At 35.6% G+C, this 23,861-nt stretch carries 23 protein-coding genes, 1 pseudogene and 1 riboswitch; of the genes and pseudogenes, 19 read left to right on the top strand and 5 right to left on the bottom strand.

From position 1 onward, the window contains the following. The first annotated feature begins 60 nt into the window (after nucleotides 1-60). The 4 genes from cypD to ACFVQC_RS18505 all read left to right on the top strand — a co-directional run bounded on the left by cypD (nucleotide 61) and on the right by ACFVQC_RS18505 (nucleotide 5,217). Nucleotides 61-3,258, top strand: a complete 3,198-nt coding sequence (gene cypD, locus ACFVQC_RS18490) for a bifunctional P-450/NADPH--P450 reductase (protein WP_377899170.1) — start codon at nucleotides 61-63, stop codon at nucleotides 3,256-3,258. 367 nt (nucleotides 3,259-3,625) lie between these two features. After that, on the top strand, nucleotides 3,626-3,787 hold the full coding sequence (locus ACFVQC_RS18495; protein ID WP_002146781.1) for a hypothetical protein: 162 nt from the start codon (nucleotides 3,626-3,628) through the stop codon (nucleotides 3,785-3,787). 573 nt (nucleotides 3,788-4,360) lie between these two features. Then, complete coding sequence (locus tag ACFVQC_RS18500) at nucleotides 4,361-4,759, top strand: DUF1259 domain-containing protein (RefSeq protein ID WP_219919241.1); 399 nt, start codon at nucleotides 4,361-4,363, stop codon at nucleotides 4,757-4,759. A gap of 125 nt (nucleotides 4,760-4,884) precedes the next feature. After that, complete coding sequence (locus ACFVQC_RS18505; RefSeq protein WP_377895047.1) at nucleotides 4,885-5,217, top strand: DoxX family protein; 333 nt, start codon at nucleotides 4,885-4,887, stop codon at nucleotides 5,215-5,217. Nucleotides 5,218-5,442: 225 nt separating this feature from the next. Here ACFVQC_RS18505 and ACFVQC_RS18510 read toward each other — a convergent pair whose 3' ends face one another. Beyond that, nucleotides 5,443-5,715, bottom strand: coding sequence for an HU family DNA-binding protein (locus ACFVQC_RS18510; RefSeq protein WP_098141724.1), 273 nt, complete (start codon nucleotides 5,713-5,715; stop codon nucleotides 5,443-5,445). Between the two features lie 482 nt (nucleotides 5,716-6,197). Between ACFVQC_RS18510 and ACFVQC_RS18515 the strand changes: the two genes are divergently transcribed. From ACFVQC_RS18515 to ACFVQC_RS18530, 4 genes and pseudogenes are all read left to right on the top strand, one after another. Further along, nucleotides 6,198-7,643, top strand: a complete 1,446-nt coding sequence (locus ACFVQC_RS18515) for a L,D-transpeptidase family protein (protein ID WP_377898876.1) — start codon at nucleotides 6,198-6,200, stop codon at nucleotides 7,641-7,643. A gap of 333 nt (nucleotides 7,644-7,976) precedes the next feature. Continuing rightward, a complete protein-coding gene (locus ACFVQC_RS18520; protein ID WP_002146788.1) occupies nucleotides 7,977-8,825 on the top strand; it encodes a DUF2935 domain-containing protein in 849 nt (282 codons plus the stop codon). A gap of 108 nt (nucleotides 8,826-8,933) precedes the next feature. Next, nucleotides 8,934-9,149, top strand: a pseudogene (locus tag ACFVQC_RS18525) (zinc ribbon domain-containing protein); the annotation flags it as partial. Between the two features lie 433 nt (nucleotides 9,150-9,582). After that, nucleotides 9,583-9,798 carry a hypothetical protein gene (locus ACFVQC_RS18530; protein WP_002146789.1) on the top strand — a complete coding sequence of 72 codons (216 nt, stop codon included), beginning with the start codon at nucleotides 9,583-9,585 and terminating at the stop codon, nucleotides 9,796-9,798. Nucleotides 9,799-10,088: 290 nt separating this feature from the next. On the opposite strand, the gene ACFVQC_RS18535 is transcribed toward ACFVQC_RS18530, so the two are convergent. Beyond that, on the bottom strand, nucleotides 10,089-10,412 hold the full coding sequence (locus ACFVQC_RS18535) for a PepSY domain-containing protein (protein ID WP_377898877.1): 324 nt from the start codon (nucleotides 10,410-10,412) through the stop codon (nucleotides 10,089-10,091). Between the two features lie 20 nt (nucleotides 10,413-10,432). Then, nucleotides 10,433-10,903 (bottom strand): hypothetical protein, encoded by a 471-nt coding sequence (locus tag ACFVQC_RS18540; RefSeq protein WP_377898878.1) that lies wholly within the window; start codon nucleotides 10,901-10,903, stop codon nucleotides 10,433-10,435. Nucleotides 10,904-11,078: 175 nt separating this feature from the next. Between ACFVQC_RS18540 and ACFVQC_RS18545 the strand changes: the two genes are divergently transcribed. Next, a complete protein-coding gene (locus ACFVQC_RS18545; RefSeq protein WP_377895058.1) occupies nucleotides 11,079-11,753 on the top strand; it encodes a response regulator transcription factor in 675 nt (224 codons plus the stop codon). Then, entirely contained in the window at nucleotides 11,750-13,123 is a 1,374-nt protein-coding gene (locus ACFVQC_RS18550; RefSeq protein ID WP_377898879.1) for a sensor histidine kinase, read from the top strand. Before ACFVQC_RS18545 ends, ACFVQC_RS18550 begins: the two co-directional genes overlap by 4 nt. A 290-nt stretch (nucleotides 13,124-13,413) precedes the next feature. Here the strand turns inward: ACFVQC_RS18550 and ACFVQC_RS18555 are convergent, their stop codons facing one another. Further along, the gene (locus ACFVQC_RS18555) at nucleotides 13,414-13,806 is read right to left on the bottom strand and encodes a VOC family protein (RefSeq protein ID WP_377895062.1); all 393 of its coding nucleotides are present in this window, start codon (nucleotides 13,804-13,806) and stop codon (nucleotides 13,414-13,416) included. 111 nt (nucleotides 13,807-13,917) lie between these two features. Here ACFVQC_RS18555 and ACFVQC_RS18560 point away from each other — a divergent pair, with 111 nt between their 5' ends. Further along, nucleotides 13,918-16,227: an AAA domain-containing protein gene (locus ACFVQC_RS18560; protein WP_377898880.1), complete on the top strand. Its 2,310-nt coding sequence runs from the start codon at nucleotides 13,918-13,920 to the stop codon at nucleotides 16,225-16,227. A 75-nt stretch (nucleotides 16,228-16,302) separates the two neighbouring features. Then, nucleotides 16,303-16,407: riboswitch (SAM riboswitch) on the top strand. Nucleotides 16,408-16,497: 90 nt separating this feature from the next. Beyond that, entirely contained in the window at nucleotides 16,498-17,703 is a 1,206-nt protein-coding gene (locus tag ACFVQC_RS18565; protein WP_377898881.1) for a M20 family metallopeptidase, read from the top strand. A gap of 144 nt (nucleotides 17,704-17,847) precedes the next feature. On the opposite strand, the gene ACFVQC_RS18570 is transcribed toward ACFVQC_RS18565, so the two are convergent. After that, a complete protein-coding gene (locus ACFVQC_RS18570) occupies nucleotides 17,848-18,288 on the bottom strand; it encodes an Lrp/AsnC family transcriptional regulator (RefSeq protein WP_377898882.1) in 441 nt (146 codons plus the stop codon). 167 nt (nucleotides 18,289-18,455) lie between these two features. Here ACFVQC_RS18570 and ACFVQC_RS18575 point away from each other — a divergent pair, with 167 nt between their 5' ends. The 7 genes from ACFVQC_RS18575 (at nucleotide 18,456) to ACFVQC_RS18605 (ending at nucleotide 23,698) form a co-directional block, all read left to right on the top strand. After that, nucleotides 18,456-19,220: an SDR family oxidoreductase gene (locus ACFVQC_RS18575; RefSeq protein WP_377898883.1), complete on the top strand. Its 765-nt coding sequence runs from the start codon at nucleotides 18,456-18,458 to the stop codon at nucleotides 19,218-19,220. Between the two features lie 269 nt (nucleotides 19,221-19,489). Further along, nucleotides 19,490-19,795 carry an arsenical resistance operon transcriptional regulator ArsR gene (gene arsR, locus ACFVQC_RS18580; RefSeq protein WP_289399268.1) on the top strand — a complete coding sequence of 102 codons (306 nt, stop codon included), beginning with the start codon at nucleotides 19,490-19,492 and terminating at the stop codon, nucleotides 19,793-19,795. Between the two features lie 60 nt (nucleotides 19,796-19,855). Next, nucleotides 19,856-20,293, top strand: a complete 438-nt coding sequence (locus tag ACFVQC_RS18585; protein WP_377898884.1) for an ArsI/CadI family heavy metal resistance metalloenzyme — start codon at nucleotides 19,856-19,858, stop codon at nucleotides 20,291-20,293. Nucleotides 20,294-20,311: 18 nt separating this feature from the next. Continuing rightward, the gene (arsB, locus tag ACFVQC_RS18590; protein ID WP_377898885.1) at nucleotides 20,312-21,352 is read left to right on the top strand and encodes an ACR3 family arsenite efflux transporter; all 1,041 of its coding nucleotides are present in this window, start codon (nucleotides 20,312-20,314) and stop codon (nucleotides 21,350-21,352) included. A gap of 26 nt (nucleotides 21,353-21,378) precedes the next feature. Next, entirely contained in the window at nucleotides 21,379-21,783 is a 405-nt protein-coding gene (gene arsC / locus ACFVQC_RS18595) for an arsenate reductase (thioredoxin) (RefSeq protein ID WP_377898886.1), read from the top strand. 279 nt (nucleotides 21,784-22,062) lie between these two features. Next, nucleotides 22,063-23,046: a phosphotransferase gene (locus ACFVQC_RS18600; RefSeq protein WP_377898887.1), complete on the top strand. Its 984-nt coding sequence runs from the start codon at nucleotides 22,063-22,065 to the stop codon at nucleotides 23,044-23,046. A 52-nt stretch (nucleotides 23,047-23,098) separates the two neighbouring features. Then, complete coding sequence (locus tag ACFVQC_RS18605) at nucleotides 23,099-23,698, top strand: DJ-1/PfpI family protein (protein ID WP_377898888.1); 600 nt, start codon at nucleotides 23,099-23,101, stop codon at nucleotides 23,696-23,698. Nucleotides 23,699-23,861: the final 163 nt, after the last annotated feature.

Consider the following 23,861-nt stretch of genomic DNA (forward strand, 5'->3'; position numbering starts at 1 on the left):
CTATCTTCTCTTTATTGAATGGGATATTTTATTTCATGCTTTTTTGAAAGGGTGTTTCTAATGGAAAAAAAAGTATCAGCCATTCCTCAGCCGAAAACATATGGACTGCTGGGTAATCTCCCATTAATCGATAAAGATAAACCGACTCTATCGTTTATTAAGCTGGCGGAAGAGTATGGTCCCATTTTTCGAATTCAAACTTTAAGTGATGCCATCATTGTCGTTTCTGGACATGAACTGGTAGCAGAAGTCTGTGACGAAACACGGTTCGATAAAAGTATAGATGGTGCTTTAGCAAAGGTTCGTGCCTTTGCTGGGGACGGATTATTTACAAGTGAGACTCACGAGCCTAACTGGAAAAAAGCTCATAATATTTTGATGCCTACATTCAGCCAACGGGCAATGAAAGATTACCATGCCATGATGGTTGATATTGCCGTACAACTCGTTCAAAAATGGGCACGACTTAATCCGAATGAAAATGTGGATGTTCCGGAGGATATGACCCGCCTTACATTGGATACAATTGGTCTATGTGGTTTTAATTACCGATTTAATAGCTTTTATCGTGAGACCTCTCATCCTTTTATCACTAGCATGAGCCGTGCTCTAGATGAGGCGATGCACCAATTACAGCGACTGGATATAGAAGACAAACTCATGTGGAGAACGAAACGTCAATTTCAGCATGATATCCAATCCATGTTTTCTTTAGTAGATAATATTATTGCTGAACGTAAAAGGAATGGAAATCAGGAAGAAAATGATTTACTTTCCCGTATGTTAAATGTGCAGGATCCGGAAACTAGTGAAAAATTAGATGATGAAAATATTCGTTTCCAAATTATCACTTTTTTAATAGCTGGGCATGAGACAACAAGTGGATTGTTATCTTTTGCAATCTATTTTTTATTAAAGAATCCGGATAAATTGAAAAAAGCCTATGAAGAAGTAGATCGGGTTTTGACAGATCATACTCCAACATACCAACAAGTTATGAAACTTAAGTATATACGGATGATTTTAAATGAATCGCTACGTCTATGGCCTACTGCTCCAGCATTCAGTCTCTATGCAAAAGAAGATACAGTGATTGGTGGGAAATACCCAATTAAGAAAGGAGAAGATCGTATTTCTGTTCTTATTCCACAGCTACATAGGGATAAAGACGCATGGGGAGACAATGTGGAAGAATTCCAACCTGAACGATTTGAAGAGCCGGATAAGGTTCCTCATCATGCTTATAAGCCATTTGGAAATGGTCAACGAGCATGTATCGGTATGCAGTTTGCACTTCATGAAGCCACTCTCGTAATGGGAATGCTTCTTCAACATTTTGAATTAATCGATTATCAAGACTATCAGCTGGACGTAAAACAAACATTAACGCTAAAGCCCGGTGATTTTAAGATTAGGATTCTACCCCGAAATCAAACTATCAGCCATCCTACTGTCCTTGCACCTATAGAGGAGAAGCTGAAAGAACATGAAATCAAGCAGCAAGTTCAGAAGACTCCTTCTATTATTGGAGCCGATAATCTTTCGCTTCTTGTTCTGTATGGCTCGGATACAGGGGTAGCAGAAGGTATTGCAAGAGAACTAGCAGATACAGCTAGTTTAGAAGGTGTTCAAACGGAAGTGGTAGCTCTTAACGATCGAATTGGAAGTCTGCCAAAAGAAGGAGCAGTTCTTATTGTAACTTCTTCTTATAATGGAAAGCCGCCAAGTAATGCGGGGCAGTTTGTGCAGTGGTTGGAGGAATTAAAACCGGATGAGCTAAAAGGTGTTCAATACGCAGTTTTTGGTTGTGGAGATCATAATTGGGCTAGTACCTATCAGCGGATTCCAAGATACATTGATGAGCAAATGGCTCAAAAAGGAGCAACAAGATTTTCTACACGTGGAGAAGCGGATGCAAGTGGTGATTTCGAGGAACAACTCGAGCAATGGAAACAAAGCATGTGGTCTGATGCGATGAAGGCATTTGGATTAGAACTCAACAAAAATGTGGAGAAAGAGCGCAGTACTTTGAGTCTACAATTCGTCAGTCGTCTTGGGGGATCTCCTCTTGCGCGGACATATGAAGCAGTTTATGCATCTGTACTGGAAAATCGTGAACTCCAATTATCTAGCAGTGATAGAAGCACTCGACATATCGAGATATCTTTGCCAGAAGGTGCTACCTATCAAGAAGGAGACCACCTTGGGGTGCTGCCAAGTAATAGCCAGAAAAATGTCAACCGAGTTTTAAAACGCTTTGGATTAAACGGGAAAGATCAAGTTATACTGAGCGCAAGTGGGCGCATTGTAAATCACATACCTTTGGATAGTCCTATTAGTTTATTTGACCTTCTTAGTTATAGTGTTGAAGTTCAGGAAGCGGCCACTCGAGCACAAATACGGGAATTGGTGACATTCACAGCTTGTCCTCCTCATAAAAAGGAATTGGAATCATTATTGGAAGAAGGAGTTTATTATGAACAAATATTAAAAAAACGTATTTCGATGTTGGATCTTCTTGAAAAGTATGAAGCTTGTGAAATCCGATTTGAACGCTTTTTAGAACTTCTTCCTGCGCTCAAACCGCGTTACTATTCTATTTCAAGCTCTCCACTCGTTGCACAGGATCGTCTGAGTATTACGGTCGGTGTTGTTAATGCACCTGCATGGAGTGGACAAGGGACATATGAAGGAGTTGCTTCTAATTATTTAGCTCAGCGTAATAATAAAGATGAGATTATCTGTTTCATTCGAACACCACAATCAAACTTTCAATTACCTGAAGATCCAGAAACACCAATTATCATGGTTGGGCCAGGTACTGGAATTGCACCATTCCGTGGATTCTTACAAGCGCGTCGTGTTCAAAAGCAAAAAGGTATTAACTTAGGACAAGCGCATCTATATTTCGGTTGTCGTCATCCTGAAAAGGATTATCTCTATCGTACAGAACTGGAAAATGATGAAAGAGATGGATTAATCTCTTTACACACAGCTTTTTCTCGCTTAGAAGGATATCCAAAAACATATGTACAGCATTTAATAAAACAAGATAGAACCAATTTAATTTCGTTATTAGATAATGGAGCTCATCTTTATATATGTGGTGATGGAAGTAAAATGGCTCCGGATGTAGAGGATACCCTTTGTCAAGCATATCAAGAAATTCATGAAGTCAGTGAAAAAGAGGCAAGGAATTGGTTGGATCATTTGCAACATGAAGGGCGATATGGAAAAGATGTTTGGACTGGAATATAAATTATTCTTAATTAGATAAGTAATACTTAACTAATGAACTTCTTTCGACTAAGTGTTACTTATACAAAATAAACTTATTTATAAAAATCCCGTATTCTTTATGAAATACGGGATTTTCCTGTTTTAAATAAGCTGGACTGATAATGTTGCCGTTGTCATAAAATTCACTTGCTTACAAGCTTCCAACACCATTGTTTTTCTTCGCAAATTCTTGTCCAATTGCTTATGCAATTATAAAAAACGAAACCAAAACAAATAGTTGTCTATATACTTCGTAACCACACCATTAAAACGTTCCATCCATTCATATGCAAGAAAGTTTAGTTAGCTAATAGCATATGTTTTATTGAAAGGGTGTGATTGAATTATGGATCGGCCGAACTGGGGAATTGGAGGATTAGTATTCGTTGGCTGCATGTTTCTTGGTGGAGGAGTGGGATCTATGTTAGGAAGTGCCCAAACTGGATGGATGATAGGAATGGGTGTTGGATTTCTTGGAATGGCTTTAACGAGAATGATTAGAAAGTAATGGAATAAGGGTTCTTCTTCCAGTGAAAAAGGAAATATGCATGTAAGTAATTACTTACATACGAGCTCTATAATATGTAGTAATGGTACTTATACAAAGCCACTCTCTAACAGAAAGTGGTTCTTTTTGTTGTCGGTTCTGTTAAATTGCATTTTTGATTTTTATGTATTTACCAAAGTAAACTTTTGAATAGAAATTTACTTTCATTTCCACTAAAAGAAAAATGGAAGATGGTATTAAATAGGTCATCTTTTCTTTATGGAGTAGAATTATGAAAATACAGATTTACAACACTAAGCGATTTGTTGGTGCTACCTCATGCCCATCAAGCTAAGATTTTGAAACATCTCTAAAACGACAAAGCTAGATTCCTTGGATACTATCGATAATAAGATGTTATATAAATTAAGAATGAATATTATATACATCATTTAGACTCTGGTAACAATTCATATGATCAAAAATAATTTGGCTAACAGATTTCGTTAGTTTGCCATCATCTTTTTGTAACCAAATAGATTCATTACCGTTTCAGACCTATGTATGAATTCATAACCTAACAGTAAAAGGGAGATGATTGAAGGTATGACAATTAATGATGAATCAATTTGTCAACAGTTTGCAAGAATTATCGGTGGTCAAAAAGGATTCGCCGGTGGGAAATGCGTGGTAACAATAAATCGGGATGAAATACAAGCAACAATCTTGGGAAAACGTTTTAGGGTAACGACTTCTTTTTCATTCGAATCAAGAGATAATAAAACTGGACGGGCATTATGTCTAGGCCGGATAGCGCTCTTACAAAAGGAAGTCACTGAATTTGTTGCTACAATTATTAAACAAGGAATAATAGTTTCGTCTATACACAATGAGTGGTTATGTGATGATCCAAATTTGATTTACGTTAATATCGAAGACGTTGATGATCCACTAATTTTCGCAAGAAAAGTCAGAAGAGCGTTATGCAATTAACCAATATCTTTAGTTAAATGAGTGATTGTGTTAATTAGAATATTTCAGAGTGTTGAATGGTATATTTGGAAAATAGATTTAAGTGAATGATTTTATAAAATAAAAGAAGGCGTTCCATATTTGGAATGTCTTTTCCTGGTGTTGTGTTGTTTGTGTTCTTTTTAATGACAGGAACGAAAATTATATCCGGGAAAATGGCAGATGAGTTCAAACGATTTGGTTTACCTTCTTTTTTTAATTTCTTAACTGGAGCTTTTGAGATTGTAGGAGCGATTGGAATGTTGATAGGGATTTGGGTTCCAATACTAGCTTTATTGGCAGGATTGTTATTAGGCGGTACGATGCTTGCAGCTGCACTTACTCTTATTGTATTAGCGAGAGATCCCTTTAAGAAGGCAATACCTGCGCTTGTCTTGTGTGTCCTCAGTTTAGGGATAAGTTTTTATCATATTTTTTAAGCATACTCTAAAATAGTTAAACTCTATGTGTTTTGTAATTATTTTATAGATAGGGGGTGTGAGAACACATGAATGGATTATTATTATTTAACGTCTTAGCGGTGCTCATTCATTAGTAGTATTAATGTATTTAGATGAATAATAATTAACCGGACAATGTAGAATCCACTAAATAAAAAACAGGATCTGATATTCATATATCAGGTCCTGTTTCACTATGTATTATTATTTCACTGCCGCTTTTAATTCTTTTCCAGCCTTAAAAGCAGGTGCCTTTGAAGCAGCAATTTGCATTTCTTCACCTGTTTGTGGGTTACGTCCTGTACGTGCAGATCTTTCACGCACTTCAAATGTACCAAAACCAAGAATCTGTACTTTCTCTTCATTTGCTAGCGCATTTGTTATAGTATCTAATACAGCTTGTGTCGCTGCAGCTGCATCCTTTTGTGTAAGTTCTGCTTTTTCTGCTACTACTTTTGTTAATTCTGTCTTATTCATTTTCTGCACCTCTTTACATATAATTAGGTGACTATTATAACGTGCCTATACTCCTGATGCAATCAAAAACAGTACAAGCATCTCCGTGTAAAGCAGGTGTTTTAATATATAGGGGTACCGCCACATCAATATTAAGCTACCAAAATAAAATGCCCCATAACGAAAAAACGGTATTTTTTCTATCTAGGATGAGTACCGAAGTTCATTTTTAGCGTTTTTGGAGCGACTTGTTCTGTTAGATTGATAGGCATAGAGTGGGAACACTTTTTATAATGATTTATTACTTGTAAGGGACTATTTAGCGTGAATTGAAAAAAATATCTACCATTTTTATGTGTCGTTCTATTAAGAAATCTAAATAAAATCAATTAATTGCGATAAAATCTAGTCAAAAATAATGAAATTTCAGGAAAAATAAGGTACACTAGTCAATGGTTTTGGTTTAAAATCGATTGACGTTAATGTATACGGGGGAAAGATTGATGAACAACAATACAGTAAATGAATCAGTTGAAGAAGTTGATAGAAAACGAGTAAGATCAAGCAAACGTTTTACAAATTGGAAGTTTATCGCAGCGGGCATTGGTATAATTGTACTTCTCATTGGGGGAGTGAGTTATTATCAGGCAACTCACTTCAATTCGAATGTTACGATTAACGACACAAAAGTCGGTGGTTTGAGCGCTGATCAGGCAATACAGAAATTAAAAACATCTGGATTAGCAAACAAAGTCTATGTCGATCAACAACAAATTTTAGATGAAAAAGATACAAAAACGGAACTTACGGAAAAAGATTTGCCTCAAGTTAAGAAACTATTAAAAAGTCAGTGGACATTTTTCCCTTCCTTAAAGGAAAAAAATTATTCATTGCTACCAGAAAAGGCGGATCAGTATCGTAGTGAAACGATGAAAAAACTTGTAGAAGAAAAGCTCGTTTCAATGAATAAAGAATTAAAAGCACCTCAAGATGCTATGGCGAAGCTCGAACAAGGCAAAGTTATTATCTCGAAAAGTGTTGAAGGAAAGCAGTATGACATTACTAATCTACTGAAAGATTATGACAAGCAGAAGTATAAAAGCGAAATTCATCTGAAGTCTACATACATAAAGCCTATTAAAGAAGACGATCCGATTGTTAAAAAAGAGGAGAAAGCACTACAGGATCTTCTTCAACAGTCCATTGATTATAAAGTGCAGAATGAAGTGTATCCTTTAAAAGCGAAAGATTTAATTCAAAATGCTTCTATGTCAAAGGATATGAAAGTTACAATCGATGCGAGCGACATTAAGAATAAGATTGCTGAAATTAATAATGCTAAATCAACATTAAATAAAGATTTCACATTTAAAACTCATTCCGGTTCGGTTATACAAGTAAAAGGACAAGGCTATGGCTGGGCACTAGATGTTGAAAAAGAAACAAAACAAGTTCAACAAGCTTTTGAAAAGGGTGAAAAATCGCTATCTGCTTCAAATGTTCATGGAAATGGTTGGGAGAAGGAAGGTATCGGTTATAAAACAACATCGAATAATGGCATCGGAGACACGTATGCGGAAGTTTCAATTGCAGAGCAACAAATTTGGATTTACAAAGATGGAAAATTAGTAGTTACAACAAATGTAGTAACCGGTAAACATAGCACGAGTGAAGATACATCACCAGGTGTGTGGTACGTCCTATATAAACGAACACCATACACGTTGAAAGGCAGCGCAGTAGGTAAAGCTGATTATGCAGTTAAAGTAGATTATTGGGTTCCATTCACAAATAGCGGTCAAGGATTCCATGATGCTGGCTGGCGAACAAACTGGGCGAATAATGCCTATTTAACAGGGGGATCAGGCGGGTGTGTTAACCTTCTTCCTAATGTTGCAAAAACTGTGTATGATAGTTTGAATACTAATGATCCAGTTATTGTGTACTAGTAAATAGCAATTTCGCGTGAAGCGATGTATGTATCTAGAACTTAAATTTATAAAAGAAGCAGGAAATCGCGAGTGATTTTCTGCTTCTTTTTTATTATTTATACTATGCACTTCTCGTGTGCAGGGGGAGAGTTATAAGAAATACAAAATATAAGCTAGGTACATTTAAACATAAAATGTGGTTATCAAGTCAGAGAAAGGCACCCGATGGTGTCTTTTCTTTATTTCCAAAAGGACCTGCTCAATATCATAATGGATTTTTATTGATGGCATTTATATATATATTTACTCATAAGAATAGAACTAGCATAGTATTTACTGGGGGGATTAAGAATGAATAGGGATGAAACCTCATTACATCCTGATACGGGTGTTACGTCTGTAATGTTTGTTGAACGATCATTAAATGAAATTCGTTTTTGGTCTAGAATCATGAAGGAACATTCTTTTTTTCTTCGGTTGGGGTTTAGATGTGAGGATACCCAACTAATCGAAGAAGCTAATCAATTTTATCGATTGTTTGAACATATCGAACAAATAGCGTATTCCTATACAAATGAAACAGATCCTGGGCAAATAAAAAGATTTAATTCAGAAGTACAACAAGCTGCAACTAATATTTGGGGATTTAAACGGAAAATTCTAGGATTAATTCTCACATGTAAATTGCCAGGGCAAAATAATTTTCCACTGTTAGTTGACCATACGAGTAGGGAAGCTGATTATTTTAGAAAACGTTTAATTGAATTAAATGAAGGTAAATTAGATGCCCTTCCTGATGCTATTATTAAAGAAAATGTTTTCTTTTTAAGGATTATGGCAGACCATGCTAAATTTATTGGTCATCTTCTTGACCCATCGGAAAGAAAGCTCGTAGATACAGCACGGAATTTCAGCAATGATTTTGATGAATTAATGTATCAAGCAATTGACTTAGAATCTATGAAACCACAATCTCAAACAGTTCCTCTTTTAGATCAATTTTTAGATCAAAATCGTGTGTCAGTCACATCTCTTCGGGATTTTAAGAAAACGGCACGTGATTTAATTGAGCAATGTAAAATAAAGAGTATCATTCATCCATTATTAGCAGACCATGTATTTCGTGAAGCTGATAGGTTTCTTGAAATAATTGATATGTTTGATGCTCATCTTACCAATATTAAATCACAACCTAGATAGTAAAAAATAAGGAAAGATACTATTTTACCTTAAGCTGAGAAGTTAACAATTTATTGTTAGCTTCTTTTCCTTGTGATTTTTAATATTTCCAAGCAATGTAATGAAGCTTACTTAGCGTATAAGCTACAAGAACAAGGCAAACAGCTTGTGAAAATAGATAAGTGATTTCCTTCTACAAAGATGTGTGGCGGTTGTAGAAACAAAAAAGAAATGTTACTATCTGAAAGAACATATGAGTGTTCGTGTGGACTAAAAATAAGTCGTGGATATAATGCAGCTATCACTATCAAACAGGAAGCCATACACTTATTAGCGCTGACATGATTAGTAATGAAATAATCTTTGGAACAAGGGAGTTAGCTCGGCTATCTTAAGACAAATTCTTTAGCTATCAAAAGTAGCGATGAACTGAGAAGCCCACACTTCAAGTAAGCTCGTAAGAGGTACTAAGTGGTGGGGACTTCACATAACTTTATTAGTCTCTTACACATTATCCAGAAGAAACAAAGTGGAAAGTGATTGAGATGAAAAGAATGGTTATTCAAATCGGCACATTATGGAGACGATCGGAATTATTAAATAAAATTGACAATGAATATCATTTTCATTTAATATGAAGTCGTCACATTTAATTGGAGATGATTTTTGTAAAAAAGTCTACTTTTCTATTAATGTAATAGATTCCCATTAAGGTGTCACTTTCAAAAATTATCACTGATTTTTTATGAATTTAAACGTGGGAAGGGATAAAATAAAAATGAACTGGAAAAAAGGCGGGTTATGGATTATTATTTTTTTCATTGTAAAAGGTACGATTTCTACACTTTTAATTGTTACAGGTGCTAAATATTTTAATTTATCATTTATGCAACTTGTCGTACTAATACTGATTTTATTACTGATTTCCGTAATAGGGCGTAAACTCCTTTACAGACATAAACAAAATAAAAAGCAAAAAGAGCTAAATATATAATGAAGCCCCAGAGACCTTTGGATTTCTGGGGTTTTACTTCGACAGTCTTTTTTTAGGGGATAGCACCACATGCATATCAACTTAACAGAACAGGTTGCCCAAAATGATAAAAATGAAGTTCGGTGCTATAAAAAAATGAAATTTCCATTTATAGTGTACGTTAAAGTCTAAGTTTGATAGCGATGTAGCGGGCTCCCTTTTAGAATAGTAGAGTATAAACGTGAAAAAACTCCTAACAAATCTTGTTAGGAGTTTTTGTAAATACGTGATATTTTATTTATCAATATTTTTTAATCTTCATTATTGATTTCTATTGTGCCTGTTCTAGCACTAACCTTTAAAACATTTAATAGATTCTCAGGTGTCTTGATTTCCACTTCATATTCAAATTTAGATTGTGCTAAGTTGTCATCTTCTAATTCGAATTCTTTTTTCACATTAATAATTTCTCCATTTGTATGAGCTATAGAAATTTCACGAACTTGTTTCTCTGTGTAGTTTTCATTCTTTTTTGCATAATTGTAACCCATACCATAATATCCACCAACAATAGCGATACCGATTACTAAAATAGCAATTACACTTATAATTATTTTCTTTTTATGTTTTAACAATTTCATCTACTCCTTAATGATTAATCATCTATTCCAAATCTTGCTTCAAGTGCATTTTCTGCTTGCTCTAATTGATCTTCAAGTATATCTTGTTCTCTTTCTTGCGTTTGATATTGTTCAACAGTTATCGTTCCAGCGTGATAATCTGCTTCTAGCTGATCATCAGATAGATCTATCTTGTCATCTAATTGGTCAATTTCTTTTTTTGCTACTAAGTACGTATTTAAGTTATCTTCTTTTGCTCCAACTGGTTTCGTGTTATTTGCCTTTTCTACAATAGATGTGACTTCGTTTTTGAAATCTTGTGTTTGCTTAGTATCATTCATAGCAGGCCCTGTTTTGTGTGGTTCTTGTTGTAGTTGAGCACCTTCTTTTTGTGATTTATCGTTTTCTACTTTCAGTTGTTGTACTTCTGTATCGTTATCAGCTTGAGTAGAACAAGCGGTTAAGAATAAACAAGACATTGCTCCAATCATCATCCATTTTCCCATTATGTCCTCCTCCCTTTACATGTGCACCTTATCCATGTCTTTATATTACTGAACAAACATTAAAGGAAGATTAATGTGCAAAAAAATAAAATGATATAATTAAATAGTTTCTAATCTTTCTTTAATGTTTTGGAATTATAGTGATACATATGAATAAGAAAAAAGGAGGATGCTAATGCGAGTTCTTATTGTCGAAGATGAACAAGACTTACAAAATATATTGGTAAAACGATTAAATGCAGAATATTATAGTGTCGATGGATGTGGGAGTGGAGAAGATGCCTTGGATTATATAAGCATGGCTACCTACGATTTGATTGTGCTTGACATTATGATTCCCGGAATAGATGGTTTACAAGTATTACAAAGATTACGCGCGGACAATAATACAACTCCTGTCTTGCTTCTTACAGCTAAAGATACAATTGATGATCGCGTAACAGGACTCGACTTAGGTGCGGACGATTATTTAGTAAAGCCGTTTGCTTTTGATGAACTGTTAGCAAGAATTCGAGTGTTGATGCGAAGAAAAACAGGGAATGCATCTAATGTGTTTGAAATCGCTGACCTAGTGGTGAATTGCAATATGCATAAAGTAACAAGGGGAGATCAAGTTATCAATCTTTCCAGTAAAGAATTTGCTATTTTAGAATATATGATTCGTAATAAAGAAGTTGTGTTGACACGAGATAAAATTGAGCAACATGTGTGGAATTACGACTATGAAGGTGGCTCGAATATTATTGATGTTTACGTCAGATACCTTCGTAAAAAAATTGATAGCCAGTTTGAAACGAAGTTAATTCATACAGTACGAGGAACTGGTTACGTATTGCGAGTAGAATCATGAAAAGACTATCAATAAAAATGAGAGTGACCCTGTGGTATACGGGGCTAATTGTAATTATTATGGCACTCGTGTTAGCTTTTATTTTAACTTCTTCAGATAAAGTTTTGCTTTTTAATATGAAAAATCAATTGAAGAGCACAGTAAAAGAAAGTGTTGAAGATATCGAATATAAGCATGGACAGTTAGAGATTGACGATGATTTTGAAACCTTAGAAGATGGAGTAAATATCCTCATTTATAGTAAGCAAGGTGAGCTGCTGGCAGGACATATTCCAACAAGCTTTAATAAAAAGGTATCGCTTAAATCCGATGAAATACAAACCATTAAAGACGGTAATAAAGAATGGATAGTATATGATTTTCTCCATAATGTAGGCGGCGATGAGCAAGTCTGGGCTCGTGGAATAATGACCATGAATCAATTATCATCAACCATGAATACGATTATTGTGGTAACACTCATCTCATTTCCATTACTTATTCTCATTGCGGCAGTGGGAGGATATTTTATTACGCAAAGAGCGTTTCGACCTGTACAACAAATGAGTGATTCAGCCAGTAAAATTGGTGATGGTAAAGACCTTTCGAAGAGAATTAATTTACAAGGTTCATCGAAAGACGAAATGTATCATTTAGCACAAACCTTTGACAAAATGTTTGAACGATTGGAGACATCATTCGAAAGCGAAAAACAATTTACATCTGACGCATCTCATGAATTAAGAACACCAACATCTGTTATTATTTCGCAATGCGAATATGCTTTATCGCAGAGGAATAATCCGAAAGAACTGGAAGAATCGTTAGAAGTAATTTTAAGGCAATCGCGTAAAATGTCCGCTTTAATCTCGCAACTCTTATTATTAGCACGAGTTGACCAAGGAAAGTATAATACTTTTCAATTTGAATATATCGATATGAGTGAATTAACGGAAATCGTTGTAGAAGAGCTTTCATTAATGGTTCAAGAAGCTTCGATTGATATAACAACTAATATAGAGGAAGACCTGTTTATTAAAGCAGATCAAACATTGATGATGCGTTTATTAATGAATTTACTAACGAATGCGATTACTTATAGCAAAGCGAACGGCATTGTGAATATGCAGCTGTTCCGTGATGAAACCAACATAATAGGTAAAGTCTCCGATAATGGTATAGGCATCAGCGAGCAACATATTGCGAAAATATGGGACCGCTTCTATCGAGTTGACGCAGCAAGAACATCTTCAAACAATGGAAACACAGGTTTAGGATTGTCGATGGTAAAATGGATTGTCGAACTACACGGAGGAGAAATTACCGTTGAAAGTGAATTAGGAGAAGGCAGTACTTTTACATTTAAACTACCAATTGAAAAACGAACATAATTTATGCTCGTCTGTAGCTTCAGAATAAAGATTGGTTAGAAAACTCTCTTCAATCCTTATTTAAAAGTAAATACAAAAACTCCATTTTGAAAAAGAGTGATCAAAATGGAGTTATTCTTTTTAGTTATATATAAGATTTTTATAAAAAAATTGATTACATAAAGAGGGCTCACCACATCGCATCAAGCTAAGGGGCTAAGAGAGTGTATGTGAGTGTGATTGTTTGAGATTTTTACCACTACACTAAAGATATGCATAACAAATAAATCGATCAAAATCCCGATCCTTTTCTATCTCTCCGTCTCAAAAAACTCAATCCACTCTCCATCAGGACCAGCAAAAAATATGTAACGTGTTCCATCTGGTAATGTCTCGATTTCTTCTCCTAGTAAAAATGTTACTTCGTGTTTTCTTAGTCTTTCAATTTCATCTTCTAATGAATCTACCTTAAAGCAAATGTGATGTACTTTTCCTTCTGCTGGAAGGGAAGAGTTGTAGCCTTCAATTAGTTCGAGTATCGTTTCCTTTGATTCTTCCACACCTAAAAAAGCGAGTTTTAAGTCTGGATTTGGGTGACCCATACGTTTAATAAGCTGTAAGCCGACTACTTTTTCATAAAATGAAATAGATGTTTCTAAGTTTATAACCATAAGTCCGACGTGTTCAATTCTTCTAACTGGCATGTGTACTCCTTCTTTCTGAAAATTATATATAAAATAATATTGAATATTGAGAAAATAAGCAAGGTAAAAACCTTACAAATTTTAGAGCGTTATATGTTATAGTGAGAAAGTATGTTTGGGGAGACGGAAGGAGCTTATTTTATGAATACAACTACTCAAACTCCTTCATTATCGGAAACGATGAAAGAGTGGCATTATGCATTAGCTTATGAAATTAAACATTGGAAAACGATAGGTGGTAGTAAAATTTCTATCATTAACGGTCGTTTCTTATATACAGATTATGAAAGTACAGTATACGTATTTCAGCTTATTTCGGAAGTAAGCTTACCTGAAGGTTCACCGATTCGAATTGAGTTCGATGGTGAGGAAGCGACGGGGGAAGTATTATCTGTACATGGATTAGAAATCGAATTGAAATTAAATGATTATATACAAGGTGAAATAAGAGAAGCTGTTTTATACAGTGAACCGTGGCAATTGTTAGAACAGCTGCAAGAGAGATTGAAAGAAGCACATAAAGATAAGCTGAAACGTAATCGTATAAAGCGTCTTGTTGATGGGACGAGCAGTCCGAAACACCTTGAAAAGATGAAAAATACGAAAAATGAATTGGCTTACCGTTCTTTTTACAATCCGACAACGTATGTGTGGGGACCACCTGGAACAGGGAAGTCGTACAATTTATCACGTATTATTTCGGCTCATTATCAAAAAGGAAAATCGGTACTTGTGTTAGCTCATAGTAACGCGGCAGTTGACGTATTAATGAGTGAAGTAACGAAGCAAATTGAGAAGAAAAAGAAATGGACACCTGGTGAAATCGTCCGTTACGGTTTTAGCCAACATGAACATATACGAAATCATGAAACGTTACTTGCATCGAAGTTAGTTGAAACGACGAACGGATCTTGGGGAGAAGAAAGACTTTATTTAGAAGAGACACGACAAGATCTTCGTGAAAAGATTTTATCATATAAAGCGACTTCTGCTGATAAGAAGCGTATACAAGAGATTGAAAGTGATCTTCGAAAGCAAAAAGCGAAAATTAAAGAAGTAGAAAAAGAATATATTGAAAATGCGCAAGTAATCGGTGCGACTTTATCGAAATGTGCAATTGATTCGCTTATTTATGAGCGCACATTTGATTTAGTTGTCGTAGATGAAGTGAGTATGGCATATGTTCCGCAAATCGCATTAGCTGCTTCTCTTGGAAAACGTATTGTCGTTTGTGGTGACTTTTTACAATTGCCTCCGATTGCGATGGCGAATCATGAACTCGTTCGAAAGTGGCTCGGCGAAGATATGTTTTATCATGCAGGGATTGTTGATTCTGTAAATAAATCAGAAGCACATCCCAACCTTTTTATGTTGCAGGAACAAAGACGTATGCATGCTGATATATCGAAGTTTACGAACTCATTTATTTATAAAAATAGAGTATACGATCATCCGTCTGTTTCAGAGCGTAAAGAACTTGCGCAACTACAACCGTTCGCAAATGAGGCGAGTGTTTTATTTGATACGAGCTTAATGGGTGCATTTTCGTTAAAAGACGCTGCTTCAGGTTCGCGTTTTAATATTATGTCTGGTTTAGTGGCGATGCAAATGATGTTAATTGGACTGTTAGATGGTGTTCAATCAATTGGTATAGTTACACCGTACCGAGCACAGTCACGCTTTTTATCAACGTGTATTAGAGAAATGTTACAGAGAACGAAATATCAAAACATACCAGTATTAGCGGCAACCGTTCATAAGTTCCAAGGTTCTGAAAGAGATATGATGATCTTTGATACAGTGGATAGTTATCCGCAAGAACGTCCTGGCGTGCTATTCTTTGACCATAAAAACCATCGTCTCGTCAATGTAGCAGTAACGAGAGCGAGAGGGAAGTTCATTCAATTATCGGATTGCCATTATATGCGTAAAAATCTTTCAAGAAAACAAGCGTTATCACAATTAACAGCTCATATAGAACGTCACGGAGATGTGTATGATCGCACGACATCAAGACAATTATGGGAGAGAAAAATATCGAAACGATTACGCTGGTTTATGGAAATGAATCTTGAAGAAACGAAAGGGCTATTAAAAGATATTTTAGCCGCAAAACGAAAAATCATTATTTCACTTCCAAGTACGAAGCAAGTAGATAAACGAGTATGGCAAGCGTTAATGCGTACAAATGCGCAAATAACGGTTTATAGTGATGGACCAGTTCCATTAAAAAACGTAAAGTTACAAAGACAAAATAAAGCATTCCCGTTCCTAGTAATTGATGATGAAATTTTTTGGGCAGGGGCACCTCTCACATCGCAAATGATGTTTGAAGGTAGTACGGAATTCCCGTACATATGTGCAAGACTGCAAGCACCTGAGACAATTGGTGTATTAAAAGGATTTTTAGATATTCGGTAAATTCGGATAGGAATTCCTTGACTTTTAGTTGAAATGAACTTAGAATGAAAATAATTTAATATAATTTTATGAAAATTCTTATCACGAGAGGTTGAGGGACTGGCCCTATGACACCTCGGCAGCGGATTCTGTATGAATACTGTGCCAATTCCAGCAAGCGTACGACTTGAAAGATAAGAAAGAAGCTCATTTTTGAATGTATATTTCAAAGCCTCTTTCTATCTTTTAGAAAGAGGCTTTTTTACGTGAAAATAAAAGGAGGAAGAAAAAATGGGAGCGACAGGGATAACGTCACAAAGAAAAACAATTGAAGAGAGTATAGAAAGAAATAAGGAAAAGTACATACAAACAAGTCACGACATTCATGCGAATCCGGAGATTGGTAATCAAGAATTTTATGCATCAAGAACGTTAAGCTTATTACTAGGTAGTGCAGGATTTCAGTTACAGCACAATATAGCCGGTCATGAAACAGGTTTTATCGCACGGAAAAGTTCAGGAAAAAAAGGACCAGTTATCGCATTTTTAGCTGAGTATGATGCTTTACCAGGACTCGGTCATGCGTGTGGTCACAATTTAATTGGCACAATTAGCGTTGCGGCAGCAATCGCATTATCAGAAACGCTTGAAGAAATTGGGGGAGAAGTTGTCGTATTCGGGACGCCAGCAGAGGAAGGCGGACAAAATGGTAGCGCAAAATCGAGTTATGTAAAAGCTGGTTTATTTAAAAACATTGATGCGGCGCTTATGATTCATCCGAGCGGAAAAACAGCGACGACGAGTCCTTCACTAGCAGTCGATCCACTTGATTTTCATTTTTACGGAAAAACAGCTCACGCCGCAGCTTCACCAGAAGAAGGGATTAACGCATTAGATGCGGTAATTCAGCTCTATAACGGTATTAACGCACTTCGCCAACAACTTCCGTCAGATGTGAGAATTCATGGCGTTATTACAGAGGGTGGAAAAGCACCGAACATTATTCCTGACTATGCTGCAGCAAGGTTCTTCATCCGCGCAGCAACGAGAAAAAGATGTGCGGAAGTAACAGAAAAAGTAAGAAACATCGCAGAGGGAGCAGCACTAGCAACAGGTACAAAAGTGAAAATTCATCAATTCCAAAATGAAATCGATGAATTACTCGTAACAAAAACATTTAATGACGTCGTAGCCGAAGAACTAGAATTACTAGGTGAAGACGTAAACCGTAAAGAAAGAGTAGGAATCGGTTCAACAGATGCTGGAAACGTAAGTCAAGTCGTACCGACAATTCACCCGTACATTAAAATTGGACCAGACGATTTAATTGCGCATACGAATGAATTTAGAGAAGCGGCTCGTTCAGAACTAGGAGACAAAGCATTAATTACATCGGCAAAAGCATTAGCGAATACGGCGTATCGATTAATCACAGAAGAAGCTCTGTTAGAGAAGGTGAAGGAGGAGTTTAGAGAGGCGCAGAGGAATCAGGGATAGGGAAGAAGGAGAATTATACCCGGGATTTTTTAGTAGGAAATTGAATAAAAAAAGAACCAGCCTATGGCTGGTTTTATTATATTATAAAAGAATTTTTCCACATAAACTTGATATCTGCTACTCCTCTACTTTAGTACCCTCTTATTAGAACGACAATTTCTCTTCAAATTCACTCTTTAAAACAATTAAAGGAGACGATAATCCAAATTGCATTAAAGAATCTAAAAATGCAGCGAGAGAATCCATCGAATCGCTCATGACCTTCATCATATAATTAAACTCCCCGCTAATTCGATATAAATCTGTTACTTCAGGAGCAGCATTACAAAATTGGATAAAATCAGAGCATTGGCTTGTTTTGAACATAATGAATGATTGGATGTTTTTATTAATTTTGGAAGGCTCAAATTTCGTTCGGTAAGCCGCTATAACCCCTTGATCTTCAAGCTTGTTAATTCGTTCTTTTACAGCAGGCTGCGTCATTGATATAATTCGTCCTATTTCTGAAACAGAGATTCTCGCATTTTCATATAGCAAGTTCATAATTTTATGATCGATTTCATCCAGTTTTACTGTATTTTGCATTGTGTAGCCTCCTCATTTTGTTTTCTAAAGCAAAACACAAATTATAACTATAATATCATAAGTGAACGAACTAAATTACCTATAAATCTATATTTAAAATTAGTAGTATTTGAATAAAAATATAAGTATAGGATTTATTAAACGGAAATTTAGGGAGGATGGAAAAAATGAAAAATCTTGATGGGAAAGTAGCGTTAGTAACAGGAGCGAGTCGCGGCATTGGCCGTGCCATTGCAATGAGATTGGCGAAAGATGGGGCATTAGTTGCGATTCACTACGGCCGAAATAAAACAGCTGCAGATGAAACGATTAGTGAGATTGAATCTAATGGAGGAAAAGCGTTCGTAATTGAAGCTGAGCTCAATTCAATTGATGGTGTCAAAAAGCTAGTAGAACAATTAAAAAATGAATTACAAACAAGAGTTGGTACATCGGAGATTGATATTTTAGTAAACAATGCAGGCATAGGTACACAAGGAACGATTGAAAATACGACAGAAGAAGTTTTTGATGAAATTATGGCCGTAAATATGAAGGCACCGTTCTTCTTAATTCAGCAAACATTACCATTACTACGAGCAGAAGGGCGCATTATCAACATTTCATCAGCCGAAGTACGACTTGGTTTTACGGGATCAATTGCATATGGTTTAAGTAAAGGTGCACTAAATACGATGACACTTCCTCTAGCTAAACATCTTGGAGAAAGAGGCATAACTGTTAATACAATTATGCCCGGATATACGAAGACAGATATTAATGCGAAATTGCTAGATAATCCAGAAATACGAAATTTTGCTACGAATTCATCTGTTTTTGGACGAATAGGGCAAGTTGAAGATATTGCAGATGTGGTTGCATTCCTTGCTTCTTCTGATAGTCGTTGGGTAACGGGGCAGATTTTAGATGTTTCTGGAGGGTTTTGTTTATAGGGAGAATCACTCTATAATTATTAACTTAAGATTATTTAATGGCTATAGAGACTTCACCTCTCGAAAATATTTTAACTATTGAGTTGTAAAAAAAACCGTAGTTTTTCATATTTGGAAAGGCTATGGTCTTTTTTACTGGTGGCACGGATATGATGAGAGGAAGTTGGTTTATACTAATCAAAAAAAATTGATTAATCAGTTGCATAAAGAACTCATCAGCGTATATACTATAAATATCAAAAAAACTTGATGAAAGGGAGTGAATTATAGTGGCACAAGATTTCCAGCTATATGAGAAAAAATTCAAAGCGTTGGCTGATCAGAAACGTTTAGAGATTATGTATGAACTTTGCCAGCGAGGACAGACGTGTGTATGTGATTTAACAGAGATTTTTGAAATGACACAATCTAAGTTGTCATATCATTTGAAGATTTTATTAGATGCCGGTTTAATTGTAAAAGAAACAAAAGGTACGTGGAGTTATTATGATTTAAATGATGCGGAAGTTAATAATTTATTATCAGAAGAATTGTGCTGTGTTTTTAGAAAAACAGGAAAAGGTAGCTGTTGTTAAAATTTTACGCTATTAATCAAAAAAAATTGATTAATAGTATGTAAAGGAGAAGGATTAACTATGAGATATGTTCATGTCGGTATAAACGTTACTAATTTAGAGAAGTCTATTGAGTTTTATGAAAAGGTATTTGGTGTATCACCAGTTAAAGTGAAAACGGATTATGCAAAATTTTTATTAGAGACGCCAGGACTTAATTTCACGCTGAACGTACGAGATGAAGTGAATGGAAATCAGGTAAATCATTTTGGTTTCCAAGTGGATACAGCTGAAGAAATCACATTACATAAAGAAAGATTAGAAAAAGAAGGTTTCTTTGCGCGTGATGAGATGGATACGACTTGTTGCTATGCAGTGCAAGATAAGTTTTGGGTAACGGATCCCGATGGTAACGAGTGGGAGTTTTTTTATACAAAAGCAGATAGTGATGTTCACAAAATAGAAGAGTCATCTTGTTGCACGACTTCTAATGCGGTAGCTAAAAATTCTTGTTGTTAATAGGAGATGGAAAATAAAATGAAACGTTTATCTTTTCTAGATCGATATTTAACACTATGGATTTTTCTAGCGATGGCTGTTGGAATTAGTTTAGGATTTGTGTTTCCTAGTGTAGTAGACGGGCTGAATACATTACAAGTTGGAACGATGTCTATTCCGCTTGCTGTTGGTTTAATTTTAATGATGTATCCACCATTAGCAAAGGTTCGCTACGAGGAAATGGGACGGGTATTTAAAGATGTGAAAGTGTTAGTGCTATCTTTAGTACAAAACTGGATTATTGGCCCTGTACTTATGTTTGTTTTAGCAATTATTTTTCTTCCTGATAAACCAGAATATATGGTCGGACTCATTATGATTGGCTTAGCACGTTGTATTGCAATGGTAATTGTTTGGAATGATCTAGCTGATGGTGATAAAGAATATGCAGCTGGTTTAGTTGCTTTTAACTCGGTATTCCAAATGTTGTTCTTCTCGGTTTATGCATACGTGTTTGTAACAGTAATCCCGGAATGGTTAGGAATTGAAGGGGCTATCGTTAGTATTACAATGGCAGAAGTTGCGAAATCAGTGTTTATCTACTTAGGAATTCCTTTTCTTGCAGGTATGTTGACACGCTTTGTACTAGTGAAGCTAAAAGGAAGACAGTGGTATGAAAAGGTGTTTATACCTAAGATTAGTCCACTTACATTAATTGCATTGTTATTTACAATCATCGTTATGTTCTCTTTAAAAGGAGAAATGATTGTTAGCGTGCCACTTGATGTAGTAAGAATAGCGATTCCGTTATTCATTTACTTTATCGTGATGTTTTTCGTTTCTTTCTTTATGGGAAGAAAAATTGGTGCAAATTATTCGGTAACAACAACGTTAGCATTTACAGCAGGTAGTAATAACTTCGAGTTAGCGATTGCTGTAGCTGTTGGTGTGTTCGGTATTCATTCCGGTGCGGCATTTGCAGCTGTCATCGGGCCTTTAGTCGAAGTACCTGTAATGATTGCACTTGTAAATGTCGCTTTTTGGTTTAAACGTAAATATTTTAATGATCAACCAGTCTAAATTTAAAAACGAAGGTGGAAAACAACATGGAAAACAAAAAGACAATCTATTTTTTATGCACAGGAAATTCATGCCGCAGTCAAATGGCAGAAGCCTGGGGGAAGAAATGCCTAGGAGACAAGTGGCATGTATATTCTGCAGGCATTGAAGCACATGGAGTGAATCCAAATGCTATTAAAGCAATGAATGAAGTAAATATCGACATAACAAATCAAACATCAGATATGATTGATTCAACTATTTTAAATAATGCCGATTTAGTCGTTACTCTTTGTAGTCACGCAGATTCTGTCTGTCCTTCGACACCTCCGCACGTAAATCGTGTTCATTGGGGGTTTGATGATCCAGCGGGAAAAGAGTGGCCTGAGTTTCAACGTGTTCGCGATGAAATCGGTGAACGAATTCAACAATTTTCTGAAACAGGTGAATAAATAAAGGAAAGAGTCAATCTTCTATTGTATAGGGGATTGGCTCTTTTTTCTATACATAGTCACTACTGCATTGGTTTACAACAACTATCTCAACGAATGCAGAATATTATGTAAGAATGATATAGTTAGAATGGTAGTCTGCCTCTATTAAATTTATATATAGAAAAAAACACTATTGGTAATTAACGATGAATAAAATTTTGGTTTTTAGAGTAATCGAGATAGTAATCATAAAAAATAGCGTGTAATAAAAATTTTTTCACATGAAAGGAAAAAAGGATGAAACACATAATAAAAGACTTATTAATGAATTATTTTAAAGAAATTCATTCACTAGCAGTGGAAGAAGAATTACATAATAATAATTGGAATACAGATTTACACTATAAAATTATGGTGAATGGAAAGCGATATTCCGCACGGTTTATGAATAGCAAGCGAACAATTAATCCAGCTTTTGGGGCGTTATCAAACGAACAACTGAAAGAGCAAGTACGTTTTACGTATTATTTACGCAAGCATGGGGTTCCATTTATGCAGATGAACAAGAATAGGGTGGGAGATTCATTTACACTTGTCACTTGGAATGATGAACAGTACCGATTTGTATTGGCTAATTGGATTGAAGGAAAACATATTACACATTGTACAGAAGCTATCGCAGAAGCATTTGGAAAGGAAGCAAGAAAGATTCAAGATATTTCTAGTGCATTTCAAAGTTCGATTTTTCAAAAGAAATCTCATTTGGATGGGTATGTTGAGTTTATTAATATGTTAGAAAGTAAGGCAAGCGCATGTAAGGAATTGCGGGAGTATATAGATCTTGCTAAATATCATATAGAGTGCGCATATACGAGTGAATTAGAGTTTATCGTACAAACAGACTTAAATCCTTTGAATGTTTTATGGTGCTCAAGTCAACAGGTAAAAGGAATTGTAGATTTTGAATCTATTAGTTATGTTGACCGTATTGAAGGGTTAGCCTTTTTAATAAAGTGGTATTCCCGAACAGAAGGAATACCGTCTCATGAAGTATGTTCAAGTGTTGCTAGGGCATTTTTAGAAGGGTATAAGGCTCATAATATTGTAACCTCAAATGATTACAAAAGACTTTCTTCATTATTATGGTTATCCGGTAGTTTGAATTGGAATTTTGTGAAGAAAACGTTAAGTGTGTTAGATGATGAGAGAGGATTAGAGGAACATTTGAAAGTTTATAGAGTAAGGGGAGAAAGTTTGGCTTCATTGTTAATTTGTAGATAACATTTCTTCTCCTTTGGGATTTATAAAACAAAACATATGAGGTGTTCTAAAAATGAAAATACAAATTGTATTGTTTGACGGCTTCGGAGAGATTGTCTCTTTCACGCCGTTTGAGGTACTCAAAAGAGCGATAGAAGAAGGGGCTCCATTTACGGTTGAATTCGTATCAAGTGAACCGAAGCATGAGGTTACTACTTCGTTTGGAGTTACGGTTAAACTACATGATTTTTTACGAATGGATAATCGTCCAGATTTGTTAATTGTACCCGGAGGTGGCTGGAATCATAAAGCTGAACGTGGGGCGAGAAAGCAAGCAGAGATTGGAACTTTGACCAAAATGATTAGAGAGATGCACAATGAAGGAGCAATTGTTGCTGGAGTTTGTACAGGAGGTATGTTACTAGCTGCATCCGGTATATTGAATAATAAAAAGGCAACAATGCATCATTTGGCGCAGGATGAAATTAGTAAATATGGAGCAGAACTTCTTCATTACAGAATTGTGGATCAAGGCGATATTATTACTGCAAGGGGAGTTACTTCAGGAATTGATTTAGGTCTTTGGATCACGGAAAGGTTTGCAAGTCCCAAAATTGCAGCTGCTGTTGAATATAGAATGGAATACGAGAGGCGAGGTGTTGTTTGGAAGTGATTTGACTTTAATCATAGTTTTTTGCTGTAGAGCGTATTACATGTTCTAAAAGAGAAAGAGCCAACTCATACGAGTAGGCTCTTTCGTTTATACACTATATTGCCGTTTTTTACAGTAATATCCTTTCCAGAAGATCATAGAATGGATAATGTATTTTGTTTCA

Origin of the sequence: Bacillus sp. NPDC057893, from assembly GCF_042796455.1 — a bacterium.
Classification (GTDB): Bacteria; Bacillota; Bacilli; order Bacillales; family Bacillaceae_G; genus Bacillus_A.